General features: G+C 64.1%; 10 protein-coding genes. 6 read left to right on the top strand and 4 right to left on the bottom strand.

Annotated elements, in window-relative coordinates:
- Positions 1-273: 273 nt before the first annotated feature.
- Complete coding sequence (gene amoC / locus K5658_RS05220; protein ID WP_221065914.1) at positions 274-1,032, bottom strand: bacterial ammonia monooxygenase, subunit AmoC; 759 nt, start codon at positions 1,030-1,032, stop codon at positions 274-276.
- 544 nt (positions 1,033-1,576) lie between these two features.
- Between amoC and glgX the strand changes: the two genes are divergently transcribed.
- Positions 1,577-3,697, top strand: coding sequence for a glycogen debranching protein GlgX (gene glgX, locus K5658_RS05215; RefSeq protein WP_221065913.1), 2,121 nt, complete (start codon positions 1,577-1,579; stop codon positions 3,695-3,697).
- A 62-nt stretch (positions 3,698-3,759) separates the two neighbouring features.
- Here the strand turns inward: glgX and K5658_RS05210 are convergent, their stop codons facing one another.
- Positions 3,760-4,578 (bottom strand): quinoprotein dehydrogenase-associated SoxYZ-like carrier, encoded by an 819-nt coding sequence (locus tag K5658_RS05210; protein ID WP_221065912.1) that lies wholly within the window; start codon positions 4,576-4,578, stop codon positions 3,760-3,762.
- Positions 4,579-4,657: 79 nt separating this feature from the next.
- Entirely contained in the window at positions 4,658-5,584 is a 927-nt protein-coding gene (locus tag K5658_RS05205) for a quinoprotein relay system zinc metallohydrolase 2 (protein WP_221065911.1), read from the bottom strand.
- Positions 5,585-5,983: 399 nt separating this feature from the next.
- On the opposite strand from K5658_RS05205, the gene K5658_RS05200 reads away from it, so the two are divergent.
- The gene (locus K5658_RS05200; RefSeq protein ID WP_221065910.1) at positions 5,984-7,846 is read left to right on the top strand and encodes a methanol/ethanol family PQQ-dependent dehydrogenase; all 1,863 of its coding nucleotides are present in this window, start codon (positions 5,984-5,986) and stop codon (positions 7,844-7,846) included.
- Between the two features lie 149 nt (positions 7,847-7,995).
- Positions 7,996-8,835, top strand: a complete 840-nt coding sequence (locus K5658_RS05195) for a quinoprotein dehydrogenase-associated putative ABC transporter substrate-binding protein (protein ID WP_221065909.1) — start codon at positions 7,996-7,998, stop codon at positions 8,833-8,835.
- A gap of 42 nt (positions 8,836-8,877) precedes the next feature.
- On the opposite strand, the gene K5658_RS05190 is transcribed toward K5658_RS05195, so the two are convergent.
- Positions 8,878-12,414 carry an EAL domain-containing protein gene (locus K5658_RS05190; protein WP_221065908.1) on the bottom strand — a complete coding sequence of 1,179 codons (3,537 nt, stop codon included), beginning with the start codon at positions 12,412-12,414 and terminating at the stop codon, positions 8,878-8,880.
- 346 nt (positions 12,415-12,760) lie between these two features.
- On the opposite strand from K5658_RS05190, the gene K5658_RS05185 reads away from it, so the two are divergent.
- From K5658_RS05185 to K5658_RS05175, 3 genes are all read left to right on the top strand, one after another.
- Entirely contained in the window at positions 12,761-15,259 is a 2,499-nt protein-coding gene (locus K5658_RS05185) for a glycogen/starch/alpha-glucan phosphorylase (protein ID WP_221065907.1), read from the top strand.
- 100 nt (positions 15,260-15,359) lie between these two features.
- Positions 15,360-15,830: a tRNA (uridine(34)/cytosine(34)/5-carboxymethylaminomethyluridine(34)-2'-O)-methyltransferase TrmL gene (gene trmL, locus K5658_RS05180; protein WP_221065906.1), complete on the top strand. Its 471-nt coding sequence runs from the start codon at positions 15,360-15,362 to the stop codon at positions 15,828-15,830.
- Positions 15,831-16,201: 371 nt separating this feature from the next.
- On the top strand, positions 16,202-24,601 hold the full coding sequence (locus K5658_RS05175; RefSeq protein WP_221065905.1) for an Ig-like domain-containing protein: 8,400 nt from the start codon (positions 16,202-16,204) through the stop codon (positions 24,599-24,601).
- Positions 24,602-24,636: the final 35 nt, after the last annotated feature.

Below are 24,636 nucleotides of genomic sequence, written 5' to 3'. Positions count from 1 at the left end.
CCTATTCCGCGCCCTAACGGCGGAACCGAACGCTGCTCGCGAATCCAAGGCCCCAGGGGCTCACCTGGGGCCGTCGAATGCTAGCAAGTTAAATTTGCCGGGGCAATGCGGGTGGGGCCTTGGCCGTGGTTTCGCGCCCGCCGCCCGATGCCGCCCAGGGCACCGATCGGCGGGCATTAAAAACCGCCGTCCGAATTGCCTCTCGGACGGCGGTTCCGTTCATCCTGGCCGGGACCGGCTGGGGAACCCAGCCGTCCTAGCCGCGCGTACCGATTACAGGTCCGGGCACAGGTCCTTCTTCAGCACTTCGGCGAAGCTCGCGAAGATCTGGAGCAGCACGCCGGCGATGGCCAGGGCCAGCCAGCCGAAGATCACGAAGCCGTAGTGCAAGGGAGCCACGAACAGCTCTTCCATGAACCAGAAGGTGTGGCCCCATTCGTTCAGGCCCACGTTCGGCAGGATCATGAAAGGACCGACCACGGTCACCAGGTACGGCAGGGACAGGCCCTTGGCGAAGTACGGCAGGCGGGTCTTGGCATACAGGAACGCCGCGAAGCCGGTGATGATGTAGATCGGGTAGCTGAGGTAGAACTCGATGATGTGCGACGGGGTGAAGTCGGTGTCGCGCACGATGGTCTGGTGCCAGGTGCCGTCCTGCTCGGTGAAGTAGGAAGCGCCCCAGTAGATCGCCCAGGCATAGGCGAACACCCAGATCAGGTGGGTGAAGTTGCGGCGCAGGTTCTCGCGGGGTTCGAGGGCGTCCAGGTTACGGTCGCGGCTCTTCCAGATATAGCCCCACAGGATCGACGCGGTGGTCACTTCCAACACGATCTCGGTATACAGGAAGTTCATCCAGTAGGTCTCGAATTCCGGCGCGAAGGAGTCGAGGCCGGCCGCCCAGCCATAGACGCCTTCATACCAGCGTACCCACATATAGAACACGGTATAGATCGTGAACGCGAACGCCAGCCACTTGGTATCCAAGAGCGGCTTGTCTTGTGCGCTTACGCCGCCAACAGTCGTTGCAGCCATATTAACCTCCAAAAACACTTGTTGTTGATTGAACAGCGGTTGTGTGTGTCAGCTTCATCGGTTGTTAACCACTGACGGATGGTCTGACCGGAGCCTTAAAAAAAAATTCCGGTACCCCAGGGTTTTCCTCGGAAATTTTTTCGGACGTCCAAAACCCGGCGGAGTTTACGCGAAACCGGCGCGGGCCGGACATCGCAATATCCATCCCGCCGAACAGTGGCGCAAACCGACGAATAGGCGTCCAAGCCAGGACAGGCCGGCATATGACCCAGTGTCCGAGTGATATGCCACAGGCGATGGCGGCCCGGCGGAACTTGATTTATCGGAAAAATAGGCTAGTGGTCGCGATGCGACAAATTTCCCGTTTAACCAACTAGAATGGTAAGATTAGCACCGGACCCCTGGGATTCGCCGATAAGCTCTTGATTTTGAAGTCGTTAGGACTCGATAAATTCATCATCATCCGCGGTCGGGGAATGCTTTTCCGCCGAAGGAACGCCTGGTCTACGCCGATATTCATCCAGCTAGCGACACGTTCATCGCCATGAAATCCGCCGAGCGCCCCTTGGACATCGTTTCCACCAAACGCCCCCCGTTCTCCTACGGTGCCGGTTCGCCGTTGCCGCACGGCGTGCACCTGCACAAGGGCGGGGTCAATTTCGCCTTGTTCAGCCGCCATGCCGTGAAGGTGTGGCTGTTGCTGTTCGAGGATATCAACGCCGTCGAGCCGTTCCAGGTCATCGAACTCGACCCGCGCCAGCATAAAACCGGCGATATGTGGCATATCGTGGTGGAAGGGGCGGGCCGGGGCTTGGTCTACGCCTACCGGGTCGATGGTCCGGTCGCGCCCGAGCGCGGCCACCGCTTCGATTCGCGCCGCATCCTCATCGACCCCTACGCCACCGCGCTGACCAGCCCGCCGCACTGGGATTTCATGGGCTTCTCGGCCAACCAGGACCATAGCCCCGATTGGCGGCAACCGGCCCTGGTCAAGGGCTTGGTCACCGCCAACGGCTTCGATTGGGAAGACGACCGCCCGCTCTATCATCCCTGGTCCGATCTGGTCATCTATGAAACCCATGTGCGCGGACTCACCATCCATCCGAGTTCCGGCACCCGGCTGGCGGGCAGTTATCTCGGGGTGATCGACAAGATTCCCTATCTCAAGCAACTCGGCGTCACCGCCGTCGAATTCATGCCCTTGCAGGAATTCAATCCGCACGAAACCACCTTGGTGAATCCCGAGACCGGGCAGCGGCTCTCCAATTACTGGGGTTACAACACCATCGGCTTCTTCGCGCCCTACGAAGGCTACGGCACCCGGCTCTATCCCGGCTGCCAGGTGGACGAATTCAAGACCATGGTCAAGGCACTGCACAAAGCCGGGATCGAGGTTTTGCTGGACGTGGTGTTCAACCACACGGCGGAAGGCGACGAGACCGGCCCCACCCTGAGCTTCCGCGGCCTCGACAACAGCATTTACTACATCCTGGAAGAGGACAAGCGCCGCTATAAGAACTATTCCGGCTGCGGCAACACCATCAATTGCAACCACCCGGTGGTGCGGAACTTCATCCTCGATTGCCTGCGCTATTGGGTGGTGGAAATGCATGTGGACGGTTTCCGCTTCGACCTGGCCTCGATCCTGGGCCGCGACCGCAACGGCAACCTGATCCCCAACCCGCCGCTGTTGGAGCAGATCGCCGAAGACCCCATCCTGCGCGACGTGAAGCTGATCGCCGAAGCCTGGGACGCGGGCGGAGCCTATCTGGTCGGACGGTTTCCGGGAGAGCGCTGGTCGGAATGGAACGGCCTCTACCGCGACGATGTGCGGCGTTATTGGCGCGGCGACTCGGGTCTGGCTGGAGCGTTCGCCAGCCGTTTGTGCGGCAGCGCCGATATCTACGAACACAGCGGCAAAGCCCCGGTCAACAGCATCAACTTCGTCACCTGCCACGACGGTTTCACGCTGAACGACCTGGTCAGCTACTCGCATAAGCACAACCTCGCCAACGGCGAAGGCAACCGCGACGGCTCGGACGGCAATTTCAGCGCCAACTACGGCGTGGAAGGCCCGACCGACGACGCCCATATCAACCGGCTGCGCCTCCGCCAGATGAAGAACTTCATGGCGACGTTGCTGGTGTCGCGCGGCGTGCCCATGATCCTCGGCGGCGACGAGTTCTGCCGCACCCAGCACGGCAACAACAACGCCTATTGCCAGGACAACGCGATCTCCTGGTTCGATTGGAGCCTCGCCGACCAGAACCAGGAATTCCTGGAATTCGTCAAAAACATGATCGCCTTCCGGCGGCGGCATCCGGTATTGACCAGCGAGCGTTTCTATAAACCCGAGGACGTGAGTTGGTTCAACCCCTCGGGCTGGATGCCGGATTGGCATACCGAGTCCGCCATCGGCTGCCATATCCACGCCGCCGAAACCGGCGAGCGCCAGTTGTGCCTGTTGTCGAATCCCCTGCCCCACGCGGTCAGCTTCCTGTTGCCGCGCGCGCCGGGCGGTTGCCGCTGGACCAAGAAGGTGGATACCAGCGCCGGTCCGCCCTTCGATGTCTGCCAGCCCGGCCACGGCATCCCGCTCCACCATGAAAGCTCGCTCCTGGTGCGCGACCGCAGTTTGGTGGTCCTGGTGGCGGAACGGGGCTGAGCGTTCCGCCTATGAAAAAGGCCGGTCGCACCGGCCTTTTTCATGCCCCGAGAAATCCCGGCCTACGGCGTCACCGCCTGGGTTTGGGTGAAATGGTTGCCCAGGTTGTCCTTGATCTCCGCCTTGAGTTCGCCCGCCTTGTCCGGCACGAAATAGAAGCGGAAATTGGGGTCGGCGCTGACCGCGATATCGGTCTTGGCGGTCAATACCGGCTTGCCATCGAAGCTCACCTTCACCTCGTCCACGAAATGCGCGGGCTTCACCAAACGGCTGATCTGGTCCATCTGCATCCCGCTGATATTGGGATGGCTGATGAGCAATTGCACCGGATTGGCCTGTCCCAGCGCCGCCTTGTCGCCGTCGAACTTGAACTTCATCTTGCCCAGCCGCGCCATGGCGGCTTCGAGGTCGGTGCCGATGGGCGCGGAACAGCCGCCGCTGGCCTTCACGAACGCCTTGTTCATATAGAGCTTGCCGTCGTTGGTCTCGGCGATGGCGCGGACATTGGTGTAGGCGTTCACCCGCGCCCGCAGCGCCACATCGGCCTTGCCGCTCTCGGGCGTGAAATCGAACGAGGCCGAGAACGGCACCGGGTTGTTGTCGATGACCAGGGTGATGTTCTTGATGTAATGGTCCTGGGCCTGGGGAATCTTGCTGGTGATTTGCAGGGGCACCAAGGCCGGGTCTTCGGCGCGGTAGGGCGCGGTCAACTCGACGACCTGGGTGCCTTCCTCGATGGGGCGGTCGCCATAGAACTGCTGCTTGAGGCGGGTGTTCCAGGCCAAGTCTTCTTCGCCCGCGGCTTGGACGGTGCCCGCCAGGATAAGGCCGAGGCCGAACAAGACGGGGAAAACGGGTCGCGGGACGCGGAATGGGTTCATGGTTCCTCCGAAAGGCGGTGTTGTTTTAGGGTCGGGGCGATTTTAGGCTGGGCCGGGATGGCTGGGAATTCCCGGCGCGCTACTCATCCTCCCATTCCAGTTCCGCGAACGCCGTCGCGATGTTGCGCTGGTGGAACTCGTCGAACAACTGCCATTCCGGGCGGGCCGATTGGCCGACGTTGGCCATGGCCCATTCCATGGTCTTGTTGGCCTTGAGCGCGGCGCGGATTTCGGTTTGCAGCATCCTTAAATAGCGTTCCTCCGATATCAGCGCCAAGGGCCAGGCGGCGGACACCGGACCATGTCCCGGAATCGCCAGCCGGGCATCGATCGCTTTGAGCTGATCGATCACCTTGAGCCAGCCGTTCAGGCTGCCATCGACCACCGGCGTATGCCCCATAAATAGAAGGTCGGCCAGCCACAAAGTCCGGGTCTTCTGGTCGTAGACGCTGAGGTCGCTGTCGGTGTGGGCGGTGGGATGGGCGGTCAATAGCAGGGTGCGCCCGCCCAACTCCAATTCCAGGGTATCGCGCACGGGCCGGTCGGGCGGAATGAAATGCTCGGGGCCGGGCTTGAACCCCAATTCGCGCCCGGCCAAATCCCGGTAATAAGGTGCCCGCAGCGCCATGGCCTGTTCCAGCTTGCCATGGCCGACGAAGCTCACGCCCGGCTTCTTGAAAGCGAGGTTGCCGTAGATATGGTCGGGATGGACATGGGTATTGATGACATAGCACACCGGCACCGTCGTCGCGGCGGCCACGGCTTGTCTCAGCGCCTCGCCCTGTTCCGGGCTGCCGCCGGTATCGACCACCGCGACGCAGCGCTCGCCGACGATGAAGCCGATATTGGCGATCTCGCCGCGGTTATGGCGGTCCGGCAGTTGATGCACTCCTTGGTGGACATAGACGCCGGGCGCGACTTCCCGGAGCGAGATTTCGGGCAACGGCCCGCCGTTACCCGGCAACGGTAACGCGAGCAAGGCACAGGCGGCGAACAGGGATTTCATGGCGATTCTCCTTGGAAGTGGCAGGGCATTTTCCCCGCGCCGCGATGGGGATTCAACCGTCGGCCCCGGCTTGGCCGCCCCACCCGTTCCGTGACAATCGCCACCCCGCCCCGGCCTTGATGAACGCCTCCGACCACCGGCCCGAAAGGCGCGATCGGGGGGCGAAACCCGGCTTGCAAGCCCCGGAAACCACCGTCGCAGCCCCGTTTCCGCATCATTGACTTTTAGGTGGAAATCCTTCAATTTACGCACGCTGACGGGCCTAGCCGGGAAAATATCAGGATAATTTCAGGAAATTTTTCCTTGCTCAATGAAAAAACCGTCCCTATCGCTTTAAGGGTAACTTGTCGTTAACAACAGTACTCTGTTAGCCACAACAGATTACGAGGAGGAAAAGAGATGAAAAAACCCGTGAAAAGTTGGTTGCTCGCGACCGCTATCGCGTCCGTGCTGGCAGCCCCCGGGGTTACGTTCGCCAACGCCGAAGTGGAAAAGCTCTCCAAGGATCCCCAGAACTGGGCGACCTGGGGTGGCGATTACTACGGCACCCGCTTCAGCAGCCTGACGCAGATCAACAAGGACAACGCTAAGAGCCTGCAACCGATCTGGACCTTCTCCACTGGTATGCTGCGCGGCCACGAAGGCGGTCCCTTGGTCGTCGGCGACCTGATCTACATCCACACCGGCTATCCGCACAAGGTTTACGCGCTGAACCAGGATACCCACTCCGTGGTTTGGGAATACAACTACGCCCCCGACGCGGGCACCGACCAGACCCAGGTGATCGGCGTGATGTGCTGCGACGTGGTCAACCGCGGTCTGGCCTATGGCGACGGCAAGGTGTTCCTGGCCCAAGGCGACGCCACCCTGGTGGCCCTCGATGCCAAGACCGGCAAGATCGTATGGAAGGTCAAGAACGGCGATCCCAAAGCCGGCATGACCAACACCAACGCGCCCTTGGTCGTGAAGGACAAGGTCTTCACCGGTATCTCCGGCGGCGAGTTCGGTGTGCGCGGCTTCATCGCCGCCTACAACATCAAGGACGGCAGCCTGGCCTGGAAAGCCTATTCCATGGGCCCGGACGCCGACATGAAGATCGACCCCGACAAGACCATGACCTGGACCGATGGCAAGATGGCCCCGGTCGGCAAGGATTCCTCCTTGAAGACTTGGCAGGGCGACCAGTGGAAGATCGGCGGTGGCTCCACTTGGGGTTGGTACAGCTACGATCCGGCCCTGAACCTGATGTATTACGGTTCCGGCAACCCGTCCACCTGGAACCCGGTGCAGCGTCCGGGCGACAATAAATGGTCCATGACCATCTGGGCGCGCGACGTCGATACCGGCGAAGCCAAGTGGGTCTACCAGATGACCCCGCACGACGAATGGGACTTCGACGGCATCAACGAAATGACCTTGATCGACCTGCCCATGAAGGACAAGGACGGCAAGGAACACAGCAAACTGCTGACCCACTTCGACCGTAACGGCTTCGGCTACACCCTGGACCGCGTGACCGGCGAACTCCTGGTCGCCGAGAAGTTCGACAAGGCCGTCAACTGGGCTACCCATGTGGACGCCAAGACCGGCCGTCCGCAGGTCGTGAGCCAGTATTCCACCCAACAGGGTGGCGAAGACCACAACCAGAAGGGCATCTGCCCCTCGGCCATGGGTTCCAAGAACGAGCCTCCGGTCACTTTCTCCCCCAAGACCAAGCTGATCTACATCCCCGGCAACCACACCTGTATGGACTACGAGCCGTTCCAGGTTGAGTACACCGCCGGCCAGCCGTATGTGGGCGCGACCTTGAGCATCTATCCGGCCAAGGCCAATGTGAAGACCGGCGCGCATGAAGAATCCCCGCACATGGGTTCCTTCACCGCGTGGGATCCGACCACCGGTTCCATCAAGTGGCAGATCGACGAACCGTTCTCCCTGTGGAGCGGCATGATCTCCACCGCCAGCGACCTCGTGATCTACGGCACCCTGGAAGGCTACTTGAAGGTCCGCGACGCCAACACCGGCGCCGAACTCTACAAGTTCAAGACCCCGTCCGGCATCATCGGCAACGTCAGCACCTGGACCCATAACGGCAAGCAGTATATCGGCATCCTGTCCGGTATCGGCGGCTGGGCCGGCGTGGGCATGGCGGCGGGCCTCGAAGGCGAAAGCGAAGGTTTGGGCGCGGTCGGCGCGTACAAGAGCCTCTCCAGCCACACCAAGCTGGGCGGCGTCTTCACCGTGTTCGCCCTGCCCAACTAAGCGGCGGCGCCTAGTTTTCCCGAACCAGGCCACCGAAGCCCCGGTCGATCCCTCGACCGGGGCTTTTTTCGTGGCGATGGAAATTCCACGGGCACCGCCACGCCGGGGTAAAATCCCCACCCCAACTTTCGCAGTACAAGGAGTTTTCCATGTGGCCTAGCACTCACCGCCGCCTGCTCGCCCGCGGCCTCGCGTCCCTGCTGGCGATCTCCGGCCCGGTCCATGCCGGCGGGGCCTTCAAGGTCTGCGCCGATCCCAACAATCCGCCGTTCTCCGACGACAAGGGCCAGGGTTTCGAGAACAAGATCGCCGAGTTGTTCGCCAAGGAACTGGGCCAGAAGCTCGAATACACCTGGTTCCCGCAGCGCTTGGGCTTCATCCGCAACACGCTCAAGGCCAAGATCGAGGATTCCGAGGGGTACAAGTGCGACGTGGTGATGGGCGTGCCCGAGGGCTACGAACTGACGGCGACCACCCCGGCCTATTACCGCTCGACCTACGCCCTGGTCTACGCCAAGGGCAAGGGCTTCGACGCGATCAAAACCGCCGCCGACCTCGACCAACTGCCCGCCGACCAGAAAACCAAGCTCCGCATCGCCATGTTCGACGGCGCGCCCGGCACCACCTGGCTGCTCAACCACCAGTTGATCGGACAGGGCATCCCCTACCAGACCATGACCGGCGATGTCAGCACCAACACGGCGCAGGTGCTGGACCGGGATTTCAAGGCCGGCAAGATCGATATGGTGATCGTGTGGGGACCGATTGCCGGCTACTTGGCCTCGCGCAATCCCTTGGCAATGATCCCGATGAAGTCGGAGCCGGGACTGAAATTCGATTTCCCCATCGCCATGGGCGTGCGCTTCCCGGACAAGGAGCGCAAGGCGCAACTGGAAGGTCTGCTTAAAAGCAAGGCCGGGGAAATCCAGGCGATCCTCAAGGAATATAAAGTGCCCTTGGTGGACGCGCAGGGGAATCCGGTGCCCTAGCCCATCCCCTGGGGTGCGCCGTGCCCGACCCGGCGCATCCCGCTATAAACCCACCACCCGCCGCGACTCCCCCTCCCGCCGCAACAGCGCCTCGACCCGCTCCCAGGCCATGGGCGGCCCGTACAAATACCCCTGGGCCTGGTCGCAACCATCCCGCAGCAAGCATTCGCGCTGGGCCTCGTTCTCCACCCCTTCCGCGATCACGGTGAATTGCAGGCTGTGGCCGAGCGCGATCACGGCGCGGGCGATGGCAGCGTCGTTCTCGTCCCACGGCAGGTCGCGCACGAAACCCTTGTCGATCTTGAGCTTGTCGAAGGGCAGCAGTTTGAGATAGGCCAGGGACGAATAACCGGTGCCGAAATCGTCTATCGCCAGGGCGACGCCCAGCGCCCGGATGGCCCGCAGCAGATCGATGGCGCGTTCGGCCTCCTTCATCACGAAGCTTTCGGTGATTTCCAATTCCAGCCGTTCCGGCGGCAGGCCGGAATCCGCCAAGGCCAGCCGTACCACCGCCAGCAAATCGCCGCGCTGGACTTGCTTGCCGGCCACGTTGACCGAAACCCGCCCGAACTCCAGCCCCGCGTCCAGCCAAGCCCTGGCCTGGAAACAGGCTTGCCGCAACACCCACTCGCCCAGGGGCAGGATCAAGCCGGTATCCTCCGCCACCGGCACGAAGCGCGAAGGCTCGACCAAGCCCTGTTCCGGATGCTCCCAGCGTACCAGCGCCTCCAACCCGACCATGCGCCCTCCCGCCAGTTCCACCTGCGGTTGGTAGTGCAGCACCAATTGCCCGGCCTCGATGGCATGGCGCAAACGGCTTTGCAATTCCAGATGTTCCAAGGCCTGGGCGGTCATTTCCTCGGTATAGAAGCGGTAGGTGTTGCGGCCCTCTTCCTTGGCCCGGTACATGGCGGCATCGGCGTTGCTCAGCAATTGATCCACCGTGCGGCCATCCTTGGGATAGACACTGATGCCGACGCTGGCCCCGATGAACAAACGCCGCCCGTCCACCACGAAGGCGTCGGTCAGCCCATGGATCAGCTTGGCGGCCAGGCGGGCGGCGTCGTCGCTGTCCTTGAGGTTCTCGATCAAGACGGTGAACTCGTCCCCGCCCAGGCGGGCCACGGTATCCTCGCGCCGCACGGCCTGCCCCAGGCGCGCCGACACCTGCCGCAGCAACTCATCGCCGATGTTATGGCCCAGGCTGTCGTTGACATGCTTGAAGCGGTCCAGGTCCAGGAACAGCACCGCGCCCCGCAGGCCGTTGCGTTCGGCGCGTTCCAGGCCGTGTTCCAGGCGGGCGGTGAACAGCAGGCGGTTGGGCAGGCCGGTCAAGGGATCGTGGTGGGCCAGATATTCCAATTGCGATTGCGATTGCTTGAGGTGGCTGATATCGGAGAACACGCCGACATAATGGATGACCCTATCCTCGGCATCCTTGACCACGTTGATGGTCAACCATTCGGGATAGCTCTCGCCGTTCTTGCGGCGGTTCCATAGCTCGCCCTGCCAACTGCCGACGGCGTCGATGGAGGCCCACATGGCTTGGTAGAAATCCTGGCCATGGCGGCCCGAGGCCAACAGCGCGGGCTGCCGACCGACCACCTCCGATTCCTGGTAGCCGGTGATGGCGGTAAAGGCCCGGTTCACCGCGACGATGCGGAGTTCCGGATCGGTGATCATGACCCCCTCCTGGGTGGCCTCCACCACCGCCGCCGAGAGGCGCAGCTTTTCCTCCGCCCTGAGGCGTTCGGTGACATCTTGGGTCACGCCCAGCAAGGCCCGCACCCCGCGGCGTTCGCTATCCCACAGTGGCACCGAATGGGTTTCCAGATGACGCCTGGTGCCTTTCAATCCGGTCCCCTCGAAGATCAAGCGGCGCGGTTCGCCCTGGAATACCGCCGCGACCATTTCGATGAAACCGCCGCGGTCTTTGTCCGAGACCATGCCGTAGACCGCACGGCCCCGGACCTGGTCCAGGCTGTCGGCCTCGACCATGGCCAGCCCGGCGGGATTCATGTCCAGCAACACGCCGTCGCGGTCCAGGAGCTTGATGCATTGCGGGTCGTGTTCGAAGATCGTACGCAGATAGGTCCGCTGTTCCTTGAGCGCCAACTCGTAGCGCTTGCGCTCGGTGATATCCAGGGTGGTGCCGATCATCAGCACGGGCCGGCCCAGGCCGTCGAACACCACCCGGCCCCGCTCGTCCACCACCCGCGCTTCGCCGCCGGGCGGAACCACCCGGTATTCGACCCGGTACGCGCCGTCGGACCGTTCCCGGACGGCCGCCAGCGCCCCGGCCAGCTTGCGGCGGTCCTGCTCGGGTACGCGGCGGAGCAGGTTCTCCAGGCAGGACTCGACGCCGCCGACCTCGTAGCCCAGCAGCCGGTACATCTCGTCCGACCAAGCGGCCCGGCCCGTGGCGAGGTCCAGTTCCCAACTGCCGATATGGGCGATGCGCTGGGCCTCGGTCAGCCGTTGCTCGCTGCGCCTGAGGCGTTGCTCGACCGAGAGGCGCTCGCGGACCTCGCGGCGCAGGCGGCGGTTGAACCGGAACAAGGCCAGGATGACCCCGAGGGCCAATCCCACCGCCGTGGCCGCGGCCCAGAGATAGCCCCGGACACCGTCCCAGACGCGGTCCGGTTCGGGATCGTACAGGAACCCGTCAAGCGAATAATCGTGCCGCAACAAGCCCAGGCCCACGTAGGTGTCGGCGATATGCCGCCAACGCCCCGGATTGACATAGCCCAGTTCGACCACATCGGATAGGATCAGACTCCGCATCGCTTCGTACTCGTAGCGCAGATGCTCCACCGAACGGGTGGAGCCATAGCGCCGCACCAGCGGGATGACCTCGTCGGGATGGGTCATGGCGTATTCCCAGCCCCTGAGGCTGGCGGCGCGGAAGGCCCGCGCCCGCCGGGGATGCCCGCGCAGCTCGGCCTCGCTGGTGAAGAGGTTGTCGCCGTAGAAATCCACGCCGTAATGGAGGGGCCGCAGCAGAGCGACCGGGAAACCCCGCTGTTGGAACAGGAACGGCTGGTCGGTTTCATAACCGGCCAGGGCGTCCAGCCGCCCCTCGATCAAGCCCGCCATATCGTTGGCCTGGTCCGATAGCTTGAACTTGGACAAGGCGCCCGTCTCGCTACGCAACATCGCCGCGACGGCCGGCGTGCTGTAATTGGTCATCACCCGTTTGCCGACCAATTGCTGCGGGGAACCCACCCCGGCCTGGGCCGGCACCATCAACACATCGGGCGAATGCTGGAACACCACCCCCAACACCACCACCGGCGCGCCCTGGGCGCGGTCGAGCAGCAGGCCGCTGGAACCCGTGCCGTATTGCGCCCGGCCCGAGACCACTTCGGCGACGAAATCGAGGCCGGGACGGCCCTCGCGGATGTCCACGTCCAGCCCCAGGTCGCGGTAATAGCCCTTGGCCTGGGCCACGTAATAGCCGGCGAATTGGTAGGCGTGCTGCCACTTGAGTTGCAACACCACGGGTTCGCCCGCCCAGGCGGCCATCCCCATGGCCAGCGTGGCGTGGACGCACAAAATCTGTCGGAGCAATCGGCGCATGTGGGATCGGATTCGTGTTTTGACCGGAAGGCGCAAGCTTGACATGGCCCGGCCCGGACGCAAAGGGGAAGCGGAACGGGGGGCGGCCTTGCCCGGCGGGGCGATGTACCCCCAGCGCGGCGTACCCCGCGTGGGGCGATCCGGCCCGGTGGATGCCCGCGTCCCCCGGGCGGGATTCGCGGCCCTTGGGTGAACTCGGCAATTCCCGAATCTGCGTTCGACGGTCTTCCCTTTAGTGCGATAATCGCCCACGCCCTGGGCGATCCGGGCGCGGGATATCTCCCGGCCACCCGCCCGCGCCCCGCCGGATCGCCATGCCCTCCTCCTCCAACCTAGGGATACAATCATGCCGAACAAACCCCTGACCAAGAGCAAACCCAATGCCCAGCTGACCGAACTGCCCTCGCTGGGACTGTCCGCCGACGCCCTGGCCTTGGACACGCGCCGCCATTTCACCTATACCCTGGGGCAGGACAAATCCAGCCACTCCGCCCATTACACCTACACCGCCCTGGCCCTGACCGTGCGCGACCGCCTGATGGAGCGCTGGAAGAACACCAATTACGCCTATGACGGGGCCGGTTGCAAACGCGCCTATTACCTGTCGATGGAGTTCCTGATGGGGCGGGCGCTGGGCAACGCCGTCCTCAATCTCGGCATCACCGACACGGCGGGACTCGCCCTCAAGACCCTGGGCCTCGAAATGGAAGAAGTGGTGGAAAGCGAGCCGGACGCGGGCCTTGGCAACGGCGGCCTCGGACGCCTCGCCGCCTGCTTCGTCGATAGCTGCGCCACCTTGAAGCTCCCGGTGACGGGCTACGGCATCCGCTACGAATACGGCATGTTCCGCCAGAGCATCGAGGACGGCCAGCAGGTCGAGGAACCCGACCACTGGCTGCGCAACGGCCATGTCTGGGAACTGGAACGCCCGGAACTGACCGTCCGGGTGCGCTTCGGCGGCCATACCGACAACTACGGCGAAAATGGCCGCACCCGCTGGGTCAATACCCAGGACGTGCTGGCCGTGCCCTACGACATCCCCATCCCCGGCTACCAGAACGGCACGGTCAACACCCTCCGGCTGTGGAAGGCGGCGGCGACCGACGAATTCGGCCTCAACGAATTCAACGCGGGCGATTACACGGCCTCGGTGCGTTCCAAGAACCAGGCCGAAAACATCACCATGGTGCTGTATCCCAACGACGCCAGCGAGAACGGCAAGGAACTGCGCCTGCGCCAGCAATATTTCCTGGCCTCGGCCAGCCTCCAGGACGTGGTGCGGAAATGGGTCCACACCCATGGCGAAGATTTCAGCGGGTTCGCCGACAAGAATTGCTTCCAGCTCAACGACACCCATCCCAGCATCGCCGTGGCCGAATTGATGCGGCTCCTGATCGACGAGCATGGGCTGGGCTGGGACGCGGCCTGGGCCATCACTTCCAAGACCATGGCCTACACCAACCACACCTTGCTGCCGGAAGCCCTGGAACGCTGGTCGGTGCGCCTGTTCCGGCAATTGCTGCCGAGGCTCCTGGAAATCATCTTCGAGATCAACGCCCGCTTCCTGGCCGAGGTCGCCAGCCGTTGGCCGGGCGACCTGGACCGGCTGGGCCGGATGTCCTTGATCGAGGAAGGCTACGAGCAGCAAGTCCGCATGGCCTATCTCGCCATCGTCGGCAGCTTCTCGGTGAACGGCGTGGCGGAACTGCATTCGGATTTGCTGAAACAAGGCTTGTTCCGCGATTTCCACGAGATGTGGCCGCACAAGTTCAACAATAAAACCAACGGCATCACCCCGCGCCGCTGGCTGGCCTCCTGCAATCCGGGCCTCGCGGCGCTCATCACCGAGGCCATCGGCACCGGCTGGACCACCGACCTCGGCCAATTGAGCCAACTGGCGAAATACGCCGACGACAAAGCCTTCCGCGAGCAATGGCGCAAGATCAAGCGGGCCAACAAGGAACGGCTGAGCCAGTACAAACAGGCCGAGGTCGGCATCGCCATCGATCCCAACGCGATGTTCGACACCCAGGTCAAGCGCATGCACGAATACAAGCGCCAGCTTTTGAACGTGCTGCACGTCATCCACCTGTACGACCGCATCAAGCGCGGCGACGAGGGCGATTGGACCCCGCGCTGCGTGATCTTCGGCGGCAAGGCCGCGCCCGGCTATGTGATGGCCAAGCGCATCATCAAGCTCATCAACAATGTCGCCAACGTGGTCAACCACGACGCCAAGGTCGGGGATAAGCTCAAGCTGGCCTTCCTGCCCAACTACCGGGTCAGCGCCATGGAAATCATCTGCCCCGGCACCGACCTGTCCGAGCAGATTTCCACGGCGGGCAAGGAGGCGTCCGGCACCGGCAATATGAAGTTCATGCTGAACGGGGCGCTGACCATCGGCACCCTGGACGGGGCCAATATCGAAATCCGCGAGGAAGTGGGGGCGGAGAACTTCTTCCTGTTCGGCCTCACCGCCGAGGAGGTCGAGCGCACCCGCGAACGCTACGATCCCTGGTCGATCATCGAGGCCAACGAGGATTTGCGCCGGGTGATGCAACTACTGGAATCCGGGCATTTCAACCAGTTCGAGCCGGGCATCTTCGAGCCGATCACCCAATCGGTGCGGGGTTCCTGGGACCCGTGGATGACGGCGGCGGATTTCGGCAGCTACGTGGAGGCCCAGAAACGCGCCGCCGACGCCTATCGCGACCCGGAACACTGGACCCGCATGAGCATCCTCAACTGCGCGGCCAGCGGCAAATTCTCCACCGACCGCACCATCGGCGAATACAACCGCGACATCTGGAAACTGACCCCGGTCGATGCCCTGCCGCTGGGCTGATTCCCGCCCTGCTTAGGGCGGGCCATCGCCAGCATGGCCCGCCCCCGACCCCGCCGGGACGGGGAACGAAGACCCGCCCGGCCTTGGATCCAGGAAATCCATGTTCCACATCGTCCTCTATCAACCGGAAATCCCGCCCAACACCGGCAATATCATCCGGCTCTGCGCCAATTCCGGGGCGTTCCTACACCTCATCCAGCCCTTGGGCTTCGAGTTGGACGACGCCAAGCTGCGCCGGGCCGGCCTGGATTACCACGAATGGGCCGAGGTCAAGGAACACCCCAGCCTCGATGCCTTCCTGGCGGAGGCCCGGCCGGGACGGCTGTTCGCCTTCACCACCAAGGCCCGCCAACGTTACACCGAGGCCGCGTTCCTGCCCGGCGACGCCCTGTTGTTCGGCCCGGAAACCCGGGGCCTCCCCGCCGCCGTGCTGGACGGCCTGCCCGAATCCCAACGGCTCGTCATCCCCATGCGCCCCCATAGCCGCAGCCTCAACCTGTCCAACGCCGTGGCCCTGGCCCTGTACGAGGCTTGGCGGCAGCAGGGTTTCGCCGGGGCGCAAGCCCTTTGACCCGGCCCGTTCGTCGGTGCCGGTGCGACCTTGCGTCAAATCCGGTTAGATCCCACATCCAAGCCAGGGTAAGCTCGGCCCCATCCAATGGCACCCGCGCCGGGACATAGGGGATCGAGGCGGCGTGGGCATGGGCCGGCTGTTTCGGGGATAATTGCGAATTTCCGCGCAAAACCGCAGACTTGCGACCCTTTGGGGAAAGGCTTTGGGCTATATTTACGGGCTGTCGCGCCCACCCCGATGGCACACCCCCAGCGGTCCACCCCCTCGACACGACCGCGTTCCGCCCGGGCCAATATCAAAATTTGGCGATAGCACGGTGGCCTTGCCCGCTTGAATAAACCTCACATCTAACTCTGGGAAATACTCGTATGGCTATTCCTTATCTTTGGGTCGAAGATTTGGTCGTGGGCGAGAACGGCGTCGCCACCTTCCACGTCCGGTTGAACGCGGTGTCCGGCAGTCCCATCACCGTCGATTATGCGACCATGGACCTGACCGCCCTGGCCGGTTCCGATTACACCGCCCAAACCGGCTCCCTCACCTTCGCGCCCGGCGAAACCGACAAGACCGTCACGGTCCAGATCACCAACGACAACCTGGCCGAGATCGCCAAGGGCTTCCAACTGGTGCTGACCAATCCGGTCAACGCCGTGCTGGACCCCTCGCGGGATTCGGGCATCGCCACCCTCATCGACGACGACCATAGCGGTGCCGCCTCCCCGACCGTAACCGTCGCCGACGCTTCGGTGGACCGCTCGGCGGGAACGGTCACGTTCGCCGTCTACCTCAGCCAACCCGCCAAAAACACGGTGACGGTCCATTACAGCACCGCCGACGGCACGGCGCTGGCCGGTAGCGATTACACGGCCCTGGCCGGCAACCTGAGTTTCGCGGCGGGGGAAATCGTCAAATATGTCACCGTGCCCATCGTCAACGATGGACTGCCCCACGCCGACGAAACCTTCAAGCTGAACCTTTCCAATCCCAGCGGCATCGACACGGCGCACTCGGATTTGACCGGGACGGCCACGCTCACCAACGACCAAGCCACGCTCAATACCGGATTCATCAGCGTCGACAACCCGACCGCCGTGATATCCGACGGTTATATCTATTTCACGGTTAGGCTCGACCAGCCCGCCGCCAGCGACCTGCAACTCAGCTATTACACGATAGATGGCACCGCCGCCAACGGAATCAACTATGTCGGTGTCGCTTCCGACAAAGCAATATCGTTCACCATCGCGGCGGGTCAAAGCACAGCCATCATCAGCGTTCCCATCATCAACCAGCCCATTCCCGCAGGCAGCGAATATTTCAGCCTGGTCGTCACCGGAACCGTCGGCAACACCACCGGCGGCGTCAGCGGTACCGCCACCGTCGTCAACGACCAGCAAGTCGCCAAGGCCATCGATGACAATCTGACCCTGTCGGAAGACCAAGCGATATCGTTCAACGTTTTCGATAACGACTTCAACCCCCAGAACCATAACCTCCTGGTGGTCGAAGTCAGCACCTCGGCGGGCCATAGCGGGGTGCCGCCGGTCGGCCATGAAAGCGCCACCTTCACCACGACCAACGGCGGCACGGTGGTGATCGACCCCCAAGGCAATGTCAGCTATACGCCCGCCACAAACTATGTAGGCACCGATAGCTTTTCCTACCAGTTCATCGATGCGGGCGACACCGCCACGGCCCCCATCAACGGGCTGACCAGCACCGCCACCGTCACCTTCACCGTCTCCAACGGCACCCCGACCGCCGTCAACGACACCGCCAGCACCCAACAGAACCAATCCGTCCAAATCCACATCCTGGACAACGACGCCGACCCCAACGGCGACCTCAAGGACAGCCAGAACAAACCCTTGCTGGATAGCAACGGCCAACCGTTGACGCCCACGATCAGCACCGCACCCGCCCATGGCGCGGCGACGGTGGACCCCACCACCGGCGTCGTCACCTATACGCCGTTCGCGAACTACTTCGGAACCGACCAATTCACCTACACGGTCAAGGACTTCCTCGGCCATGCCTCCAGCGCCACGGTCTCGGTGAACGTCACCGACACCGGCGCGGTGGTGGCGGTCGACGACAACATCACGATAGCCCAGGATCAAGCGACCTCGATCAGCATCCTGCAAAACGACATCCATCCCGCCGGCGAGATCGTCACCATCATCGGCCTGGGCGGCGGCTCGTCAGACGACCTCCTGGTCATGCCCCAGCCCGGCGAAGCGATCTTCACCACCACCAACGGCGGCAAGGTGGTCATCGATTCCAACGGCCTCGGCAGCTATATCCCCGCCTCGGGCTATGTCGGGACCGATAGCTTCACCTACGTCCTCAAGTCCAGCCAAGGGGCGCTCAGCACCGCCACGGTGAACTTCACCGTGACCGACGGCAAGCCGGTGGCGGTCAACGACAGCGCGGCGACCGGCCAAAACACCCTGGTCGCCATCGACGTCCTCACCAACGACAGCGACCCCAACAACGACCTCACGACCTTCCCGCTCCTGGCCACGGCACCGACGCACGGCACCGTGGTGGTCGATACCGATCCCACCAGCCCGACCTACCGGCAATTCCTCTATACCCCCAGCCTGGACTATTTCGGCACCGACCAATTCACCTACACGGTCAAGGACGCCCTCGGCCACGCCGCCACCGCGACGGTGAACCTAAACGTCGTCGGCGACGGATCGCTACAAGCCGACGACGACTTCGTCCAGGTGAGCCAGGACCAAACCGCCAACCTGTCGGTACTCCAAAACGACTCGAATCCGCACAACACCACCCTGACCGTCATCTCCATCAACGGGGAAAACGTGGTCGCCGCCGGCTCGACGATCACCACCACCAATGGCGGCACCGTAACCCTCGACAGCCACGGCATCGGCACCTATACCCCCGCCTCGAAATTCGTGGGCACCGATAGCTTCACCTATACCTTCCAGTCCAGCGCGGGGGTCACCAGCACCGCCACCGTCCATATCACCGTCGCCAACGGCACCCCGACGGCGGTCGACGACAGCCGCACCACCACCCTCGGCACCGCCGTCGCCATCGCCGTCCTCGCCAACGACAGCGACCCCAATGGCGACCTACTCAGCGCCGGCAATCCGGTCAACCCGATCACCACCACCGCGCCGTCCCATGGCACGGCCTCGGTCGATCCCACCACCGGGGTCGTCACCTATACCCCCAACGCCCATTTCTACGGGGCCGATAGCTTCACCTATACCATCAAAGACCTGCGCGGCCATACCTCCACCGCCACGGTCTATCTGAATGTGGACAACGCCGGCCTGCCGACCGCCCACAACGACATCGGCGTCACGGTCCAAGAAGACCAACCCGCCACCCTCGATGTCCTCGGCAACGACGACAACCCGAACCACGACACCCTGACGATCTCGGCGGCCTCCACCCCGGCGCATGGCACGGTCGCCATCAGCGGGGACAAAACCTCACTCGTATACCTCCCGGCCTCCAACTATCACGGGACCGACAGCTTCACCTACACCCTCACCGACAGCCAAGGCTATACCAGCACCGCCACCGTCGCGCTCACGGTGGTGGACGGCACCCCGGTCGCGGGCAACTACAACCTGACCACCACCGCCAACCAACCCGGCAGCCTCAACGTCCTGGGAGCCGCCACCACCGACCCCAACGGCGATGCCCTAGCGCTGACCGGCGTCGCCAAGCCCGCCCATGGCTCGGTGACATTCAACAAGGACGGCACGGTGTCCTATACCCCGGACGCCGGCTACGCCGGTGCCGACAGCTTCACCTACACCGCCAGCGATGGCCTGCACAGCGCCACCGGCCTGGTCAACATCACCGTGACCAACACCGCGCCCACCGCCGCCAACGACACCGCCACCACCGGCGTCGATCAAACGGTGCTGATCCCGGTACTGGGCAACGACAGCGATATCAACAGCGACACCCTGACCGTGACGGCGGTCACCAATGGCAGCCACGGCACCGCCACCGTCGATGCCAAGGGCATCGTCACCTACACGCCGGATTCGCAATTCGTCGGCACCGACAGCTTCACCTACACCCTCAGCGACGGCAACAACCATTTCGTCCCCGCCACCGTCACCGTCGCCGTCACCAACAGCGGGCCGGGCAAGCCCGTGATCTTCAACGATACCGCCCACACCATCCAGGACCAGGCGGTCGTGATCGACGTCCTCGCCAACGACACCGATCCCGAACACGACTCCCTCAAGGTGGTGGCGGTCACCGCCGGCGCCCATGGCACGGTGGAGATCAACGACGACGGCACCCTCACCTACACCCCGGCGGCGGGCTATTTCAGCGCCACCCCCGACAGCTTCACCTACACCGTCAGCGACGGCCAGGGCCATACCACGGTGGGCACGGTCGGCGTCACCATCGAGAACGGCACCCCCACCGCCCAGGACGACAGCGCCAATGTCGGCGAAAACGGCACCGTCGTCGTCAACGTGCTGGCGAACGACAGCGACCCGCAGCACGACGCCCTGACCATCGCCTCCAAAACCGACGGCACCCATGGCAAGGTCATCATCAGCGGCGGCAGCCTGATCTACACGCCCGACAAGGACTTCTTCGGCACCGACAGCTTCACCTACACCGTCAGCGACAGCGCGGTCGAAGGCCAGGGCCGCACCAGCACCGCCACCGTTTCCGTCACCATCACCAACGCGCCGCCGGTCGCCGTCGCCGACGCGGTCGCCACCAACATCAACCAAGCGGCCATCATCACGGTGCTGTCCAACGACGCCGACCCCGAGAACGACAAGCTCACGGTCAGCGCGGGCACCAACCCGGCCCATGGCACGGTGAAGATCAACGACGACGGCACCATCACCTACACGCCCGATGGCAAATTCGTCGGCGACGACACCTTCACCTACACCCTCGGCGACGGCAACAACCATTTCGTCACCGGCAGCGTCACCGTCACCATCACCAACAGCGGCCCCAACCCGCCCACGGTGGTCAACGACAGCGCCGCGACCAGCCAGGACAAGGCCGTCAACATCGACGTGCTGGGCAACGACAGCGATCTCGACGGCGATCCCTTGACCGTCACCGCCACCTCCCGTCCGGCCCATGGCACGGTCAAGATCGAAACCGACGGCAGCCTCACCTACACCCCGGCGGCGGGCTATTCCAGCGCCACCCCCGACAGCTTCACCTACACCGTCAGCGATGGCCAGGGCCACACCAGCCAGGGCCGGGTCGAAGTGACCATCGCCAACGGCACGCCCACCGCCATGGACGACAGCCGGTCGGTGGACGAGAACGGCTCGGTCAATATCCCGGTCCTCGACAACGACAGCGACCCCCAGAACGACACCCTGACCATCACCAAGGCGGGCGACGGCACCGGCACCACCAGCCAGGGCGGCAAAGTCACCATCAACGCCGGCGTCATCACCTACACCCCCAAGGCCGGCTTCCACGGCAACGACAGCTTCAGCTACACCATCAGCGATAGCCTGGGCCACACCGCCGCCGCCACGGTCAGCGTCACCGTGGTCAACAATCCGCCCACCGCCCAGGACGACACGGCCTCCACCCGCGTCGACCAGGCCATCGACATCAAAGTCCTCGGCAACGACACCGACCCGGAAGACCAGGACGCGCTGGCCGTGACCACGTTCAGCGCCCCCGCCCATGGCACCCTCACCCTCGGCGACGATGGGGTGTTCACCTACACGCCCGCCAAGCAATACGCCGGCACCGACAGCTTCACCTACACCATCACCGACGGCCAGGGCCATTTCGACACCGCCACGGTCGCCATCGCGGTCGATAACACCGGTCCCGGCGTGCCGGTGGCGACCGCCGACAACGTCACCACCAGCCAGGACAAGGACATCACCATCGCGGTGCTCGCCAACGACACCGACCCCGAGAACGACACCTTGACGGTGACGGCGACCTCGCTCCCGGCCCACGGCACGGTGAAGATCAACGACGACGGCACCCTCGCCTACACCCCGACGGCGGGCTATTTCAGCACCACCCCCGACAGCTTCACCTACACCGTCAGCGACGGTCAGGGCCACACCGGCACCGGCACCGTCAACGTCACCATCGAGGACGGCACCCCGGTCGCCAACGATGTCACCCTCGACGTGCCGCAGAACAACACGGTCAACGTCAGGCTGGGCCAGAGCGTCTCCGACCCGCAGAACGATCCCCTGACCTTCAGTTCGGGCACCGACCCGTCCCACGGCAAGGTGGACTACAGCGCCGGCGACACCGTGACCTACACCCCGGAATCCGGCTTCACCGGCCAGGATCAATTCACCTATGTCGTCAGCGACGGCATCCACACCGCCACCGCCACCGTCACCATCAACGTCGTCAACCGCGCCCCCACCGCCGCCGACGATTCCGCCTCCACCGGGGTGGACAAGCCGGTCGATATCCAAGTCCTCGCCAACGATAGCGACCTGGACAGCGATCCCCTGTCGGTGGTCCCGGGCCAGATCACCCAGCCGCAGCACGGCACGGTCGCCCTCAACACCGGGGTCATCACCTACACCCCCGACTCGCAGTACGTGGGTTCCGACAGCTTCACCTACACCATCAGCGACGGCAAAGGCCACCAAGCCACCGCCACGGTCAATGTCTCGGTCACCAACACCGGCCCCGGCGTGCCCGTCGCGGCCCCCGACAATGTCGAGACCAAGCAGAACACCGCCATCGCCGTCGGCGTGCTGGACAACGACACCGATCCCGAAGGCGACGCCCTGACCGTCACCAAGCTCACCGCGCCCGACAACGGCACGGTGGCCCTGGGCGCGGGCGGCGTCGTCACCTACACGCCCAAGACCGGCTTTTTCGGCACCGACAGCTTCAACTACACCGTCAGCGACGGCCAGGGCCATGCCAGCGTCGGCACGGTCAACGTCACCGTGGACAATTCCGGTCCCGGCGCCCCGGTGGTCACCGACGACAGCGCCACCACCGACGAGGACGTGCCCGTCACCATCAAGGCGCTCCAGAACGACAGCGACCCCGAAGGCGACACCCTGACCATCGTCGGGGTCGCCGATCCCGCCAACGGCACCGCGACCGCCGGCAATGGCGGCATCGTCACCTACAAGCCCGACGCCGGTTTCGTCGGCACCGACACCTTCACCTACAGCGTCAGCGACGGCCAGGGCCACACCAGCGTCGGCTCGATCACGGTCACGGTCGATAGCGGAGCGCCCGTCGCCCTCGGCGACAGCGCCGTCACCGGGCAGAACCAAAAAGTCAGCATCGACGTGCTGGCCAACGATTCCGACCCGCAAGGCGATTTCATCTTCGTCTCGAGCCTCTCCAACCCCAACCATGGCCGGCTGGTGCTGGGCTTGGACGACACCATCGTCTACACCCCCGACACCGGCTATATCGGCACGGACCGCTTCGCCTACCAGGTCAGCGACAGCCTGGGCCATACCAACGTGGCCTTCGTGGACCTCCAGGTCAACGGCCCGCCCACCCTCGCGGCCCAACTCCAGGACCAATCCGCCACCCCCAACAGCTTCTTCCAATTCCAGGTGCCGGGCGGCACCTTCCAGGACGCGGCGGGCGATCCGCTTACCTACAGCGCCCGGCAGGCCGATGGTTCGGCCCTGCCCGGCTGGCTGGTGTTCGACCCGGCTTCCCGCACCTTCCGCGGCACGCCGACCAATAGCGACGCCAGCACCACCCTCTCCATCACGGTCACCGTCATCGACGCCCTGTTCCCGACCCTGAGCGCCTCGGACACCTTTGTCCTCCAGGTCGCCGCCGCCAGTTCCGGCACCACCATCCAAACCGGCGGCAACCAAGCCCCGACCGGCACCGACAACAGCGCGAACGTGACGGAAGGCGGTGCCTACGTTTTCGACAGCGCCGATTTCCCCTTCGCCGACCCGGACCAGGGCGACAGCCTGCAAGCCGTGCTGATCGACAGCCTGCCCGCCGAAGGCCGGCTCCTGCTGGACGGACAAGCCGTGCATAGCGGGCAGGCCATCGCGGTCGCCGATATCGACGATGGACTGCTCAGCTACCAAGCGCCGGACGTGCTATCGGGCAACCTGGCCCAGGGCTTCGACTTCAAGGTCGGCGACGGCCAGACCTTCTCGGCCAGCGACAACCAATACACCCTGAACCTCGCCCCGGCCTCGGGCGCGGGCCAAACCGTCGGTGGCAACGGCCAGGCCATCGGCAAGAAAACCGCCGACACCTTGCTGGGCGACGCCAACGCCAACCTCCTGAATGGCAAGGGCGGCAACGACCTGCTGTACGGTGGCGGCGGCGCGGACACGCTCAAGGGCGGCGCGGGCGGCGACCTCCTGTCCGGTGGCGCGGGCGACGACAAACTGCTGGGCCAGGCCGGTCGGGACACCTTGATCGGCGGGGAAGGCAACGACTTCCTGGACGGCGGCGCGGGCAAGGATGTCTACCGCTATCTGGCGGACGCCCTGGGCACGGACGATCTGATCGGCGGCTTCCACGACACCATCAAGGCCACGCCGGGGGATGCCATCGATTTCAGCGATGCCGTCTGGGCCGGGTTCCTGAACCAGGGTGCGGCCCTGGGCGGCGGCCCCCTGGCCGGAAGCCTGGGCCAGGGCACCAACATCGCCTTCGACGGCCACACCCTCCAGATCGACGTGGACGGCAACGGCCAGTTCGGCGCGGGGCAGGATTTCGCCATCTCCCTGGTCGGTGTCCACAAGGTCGTGGTGGACGCGGGCAACTCGCTCCTGACCCTGGGCTAAGCCGGCGCGACACCGCCGCGAGCGCCCGCCCCGCG

The sequence above is a fragment of the Methylomagnum ishizawai genome, from assembly GCF_019670005.1.
GTDB lineage: Bacteria > Pseudomonadota > Gammaproteobacteria > Methylococcales > Methylococcaceae > Methylomagnum > Methylomagnum ishizawai.
Note: the sequence above shows the minus strand (reverse complement) of the source record. Positions and strands in the feature narration are given on the sequence as shown.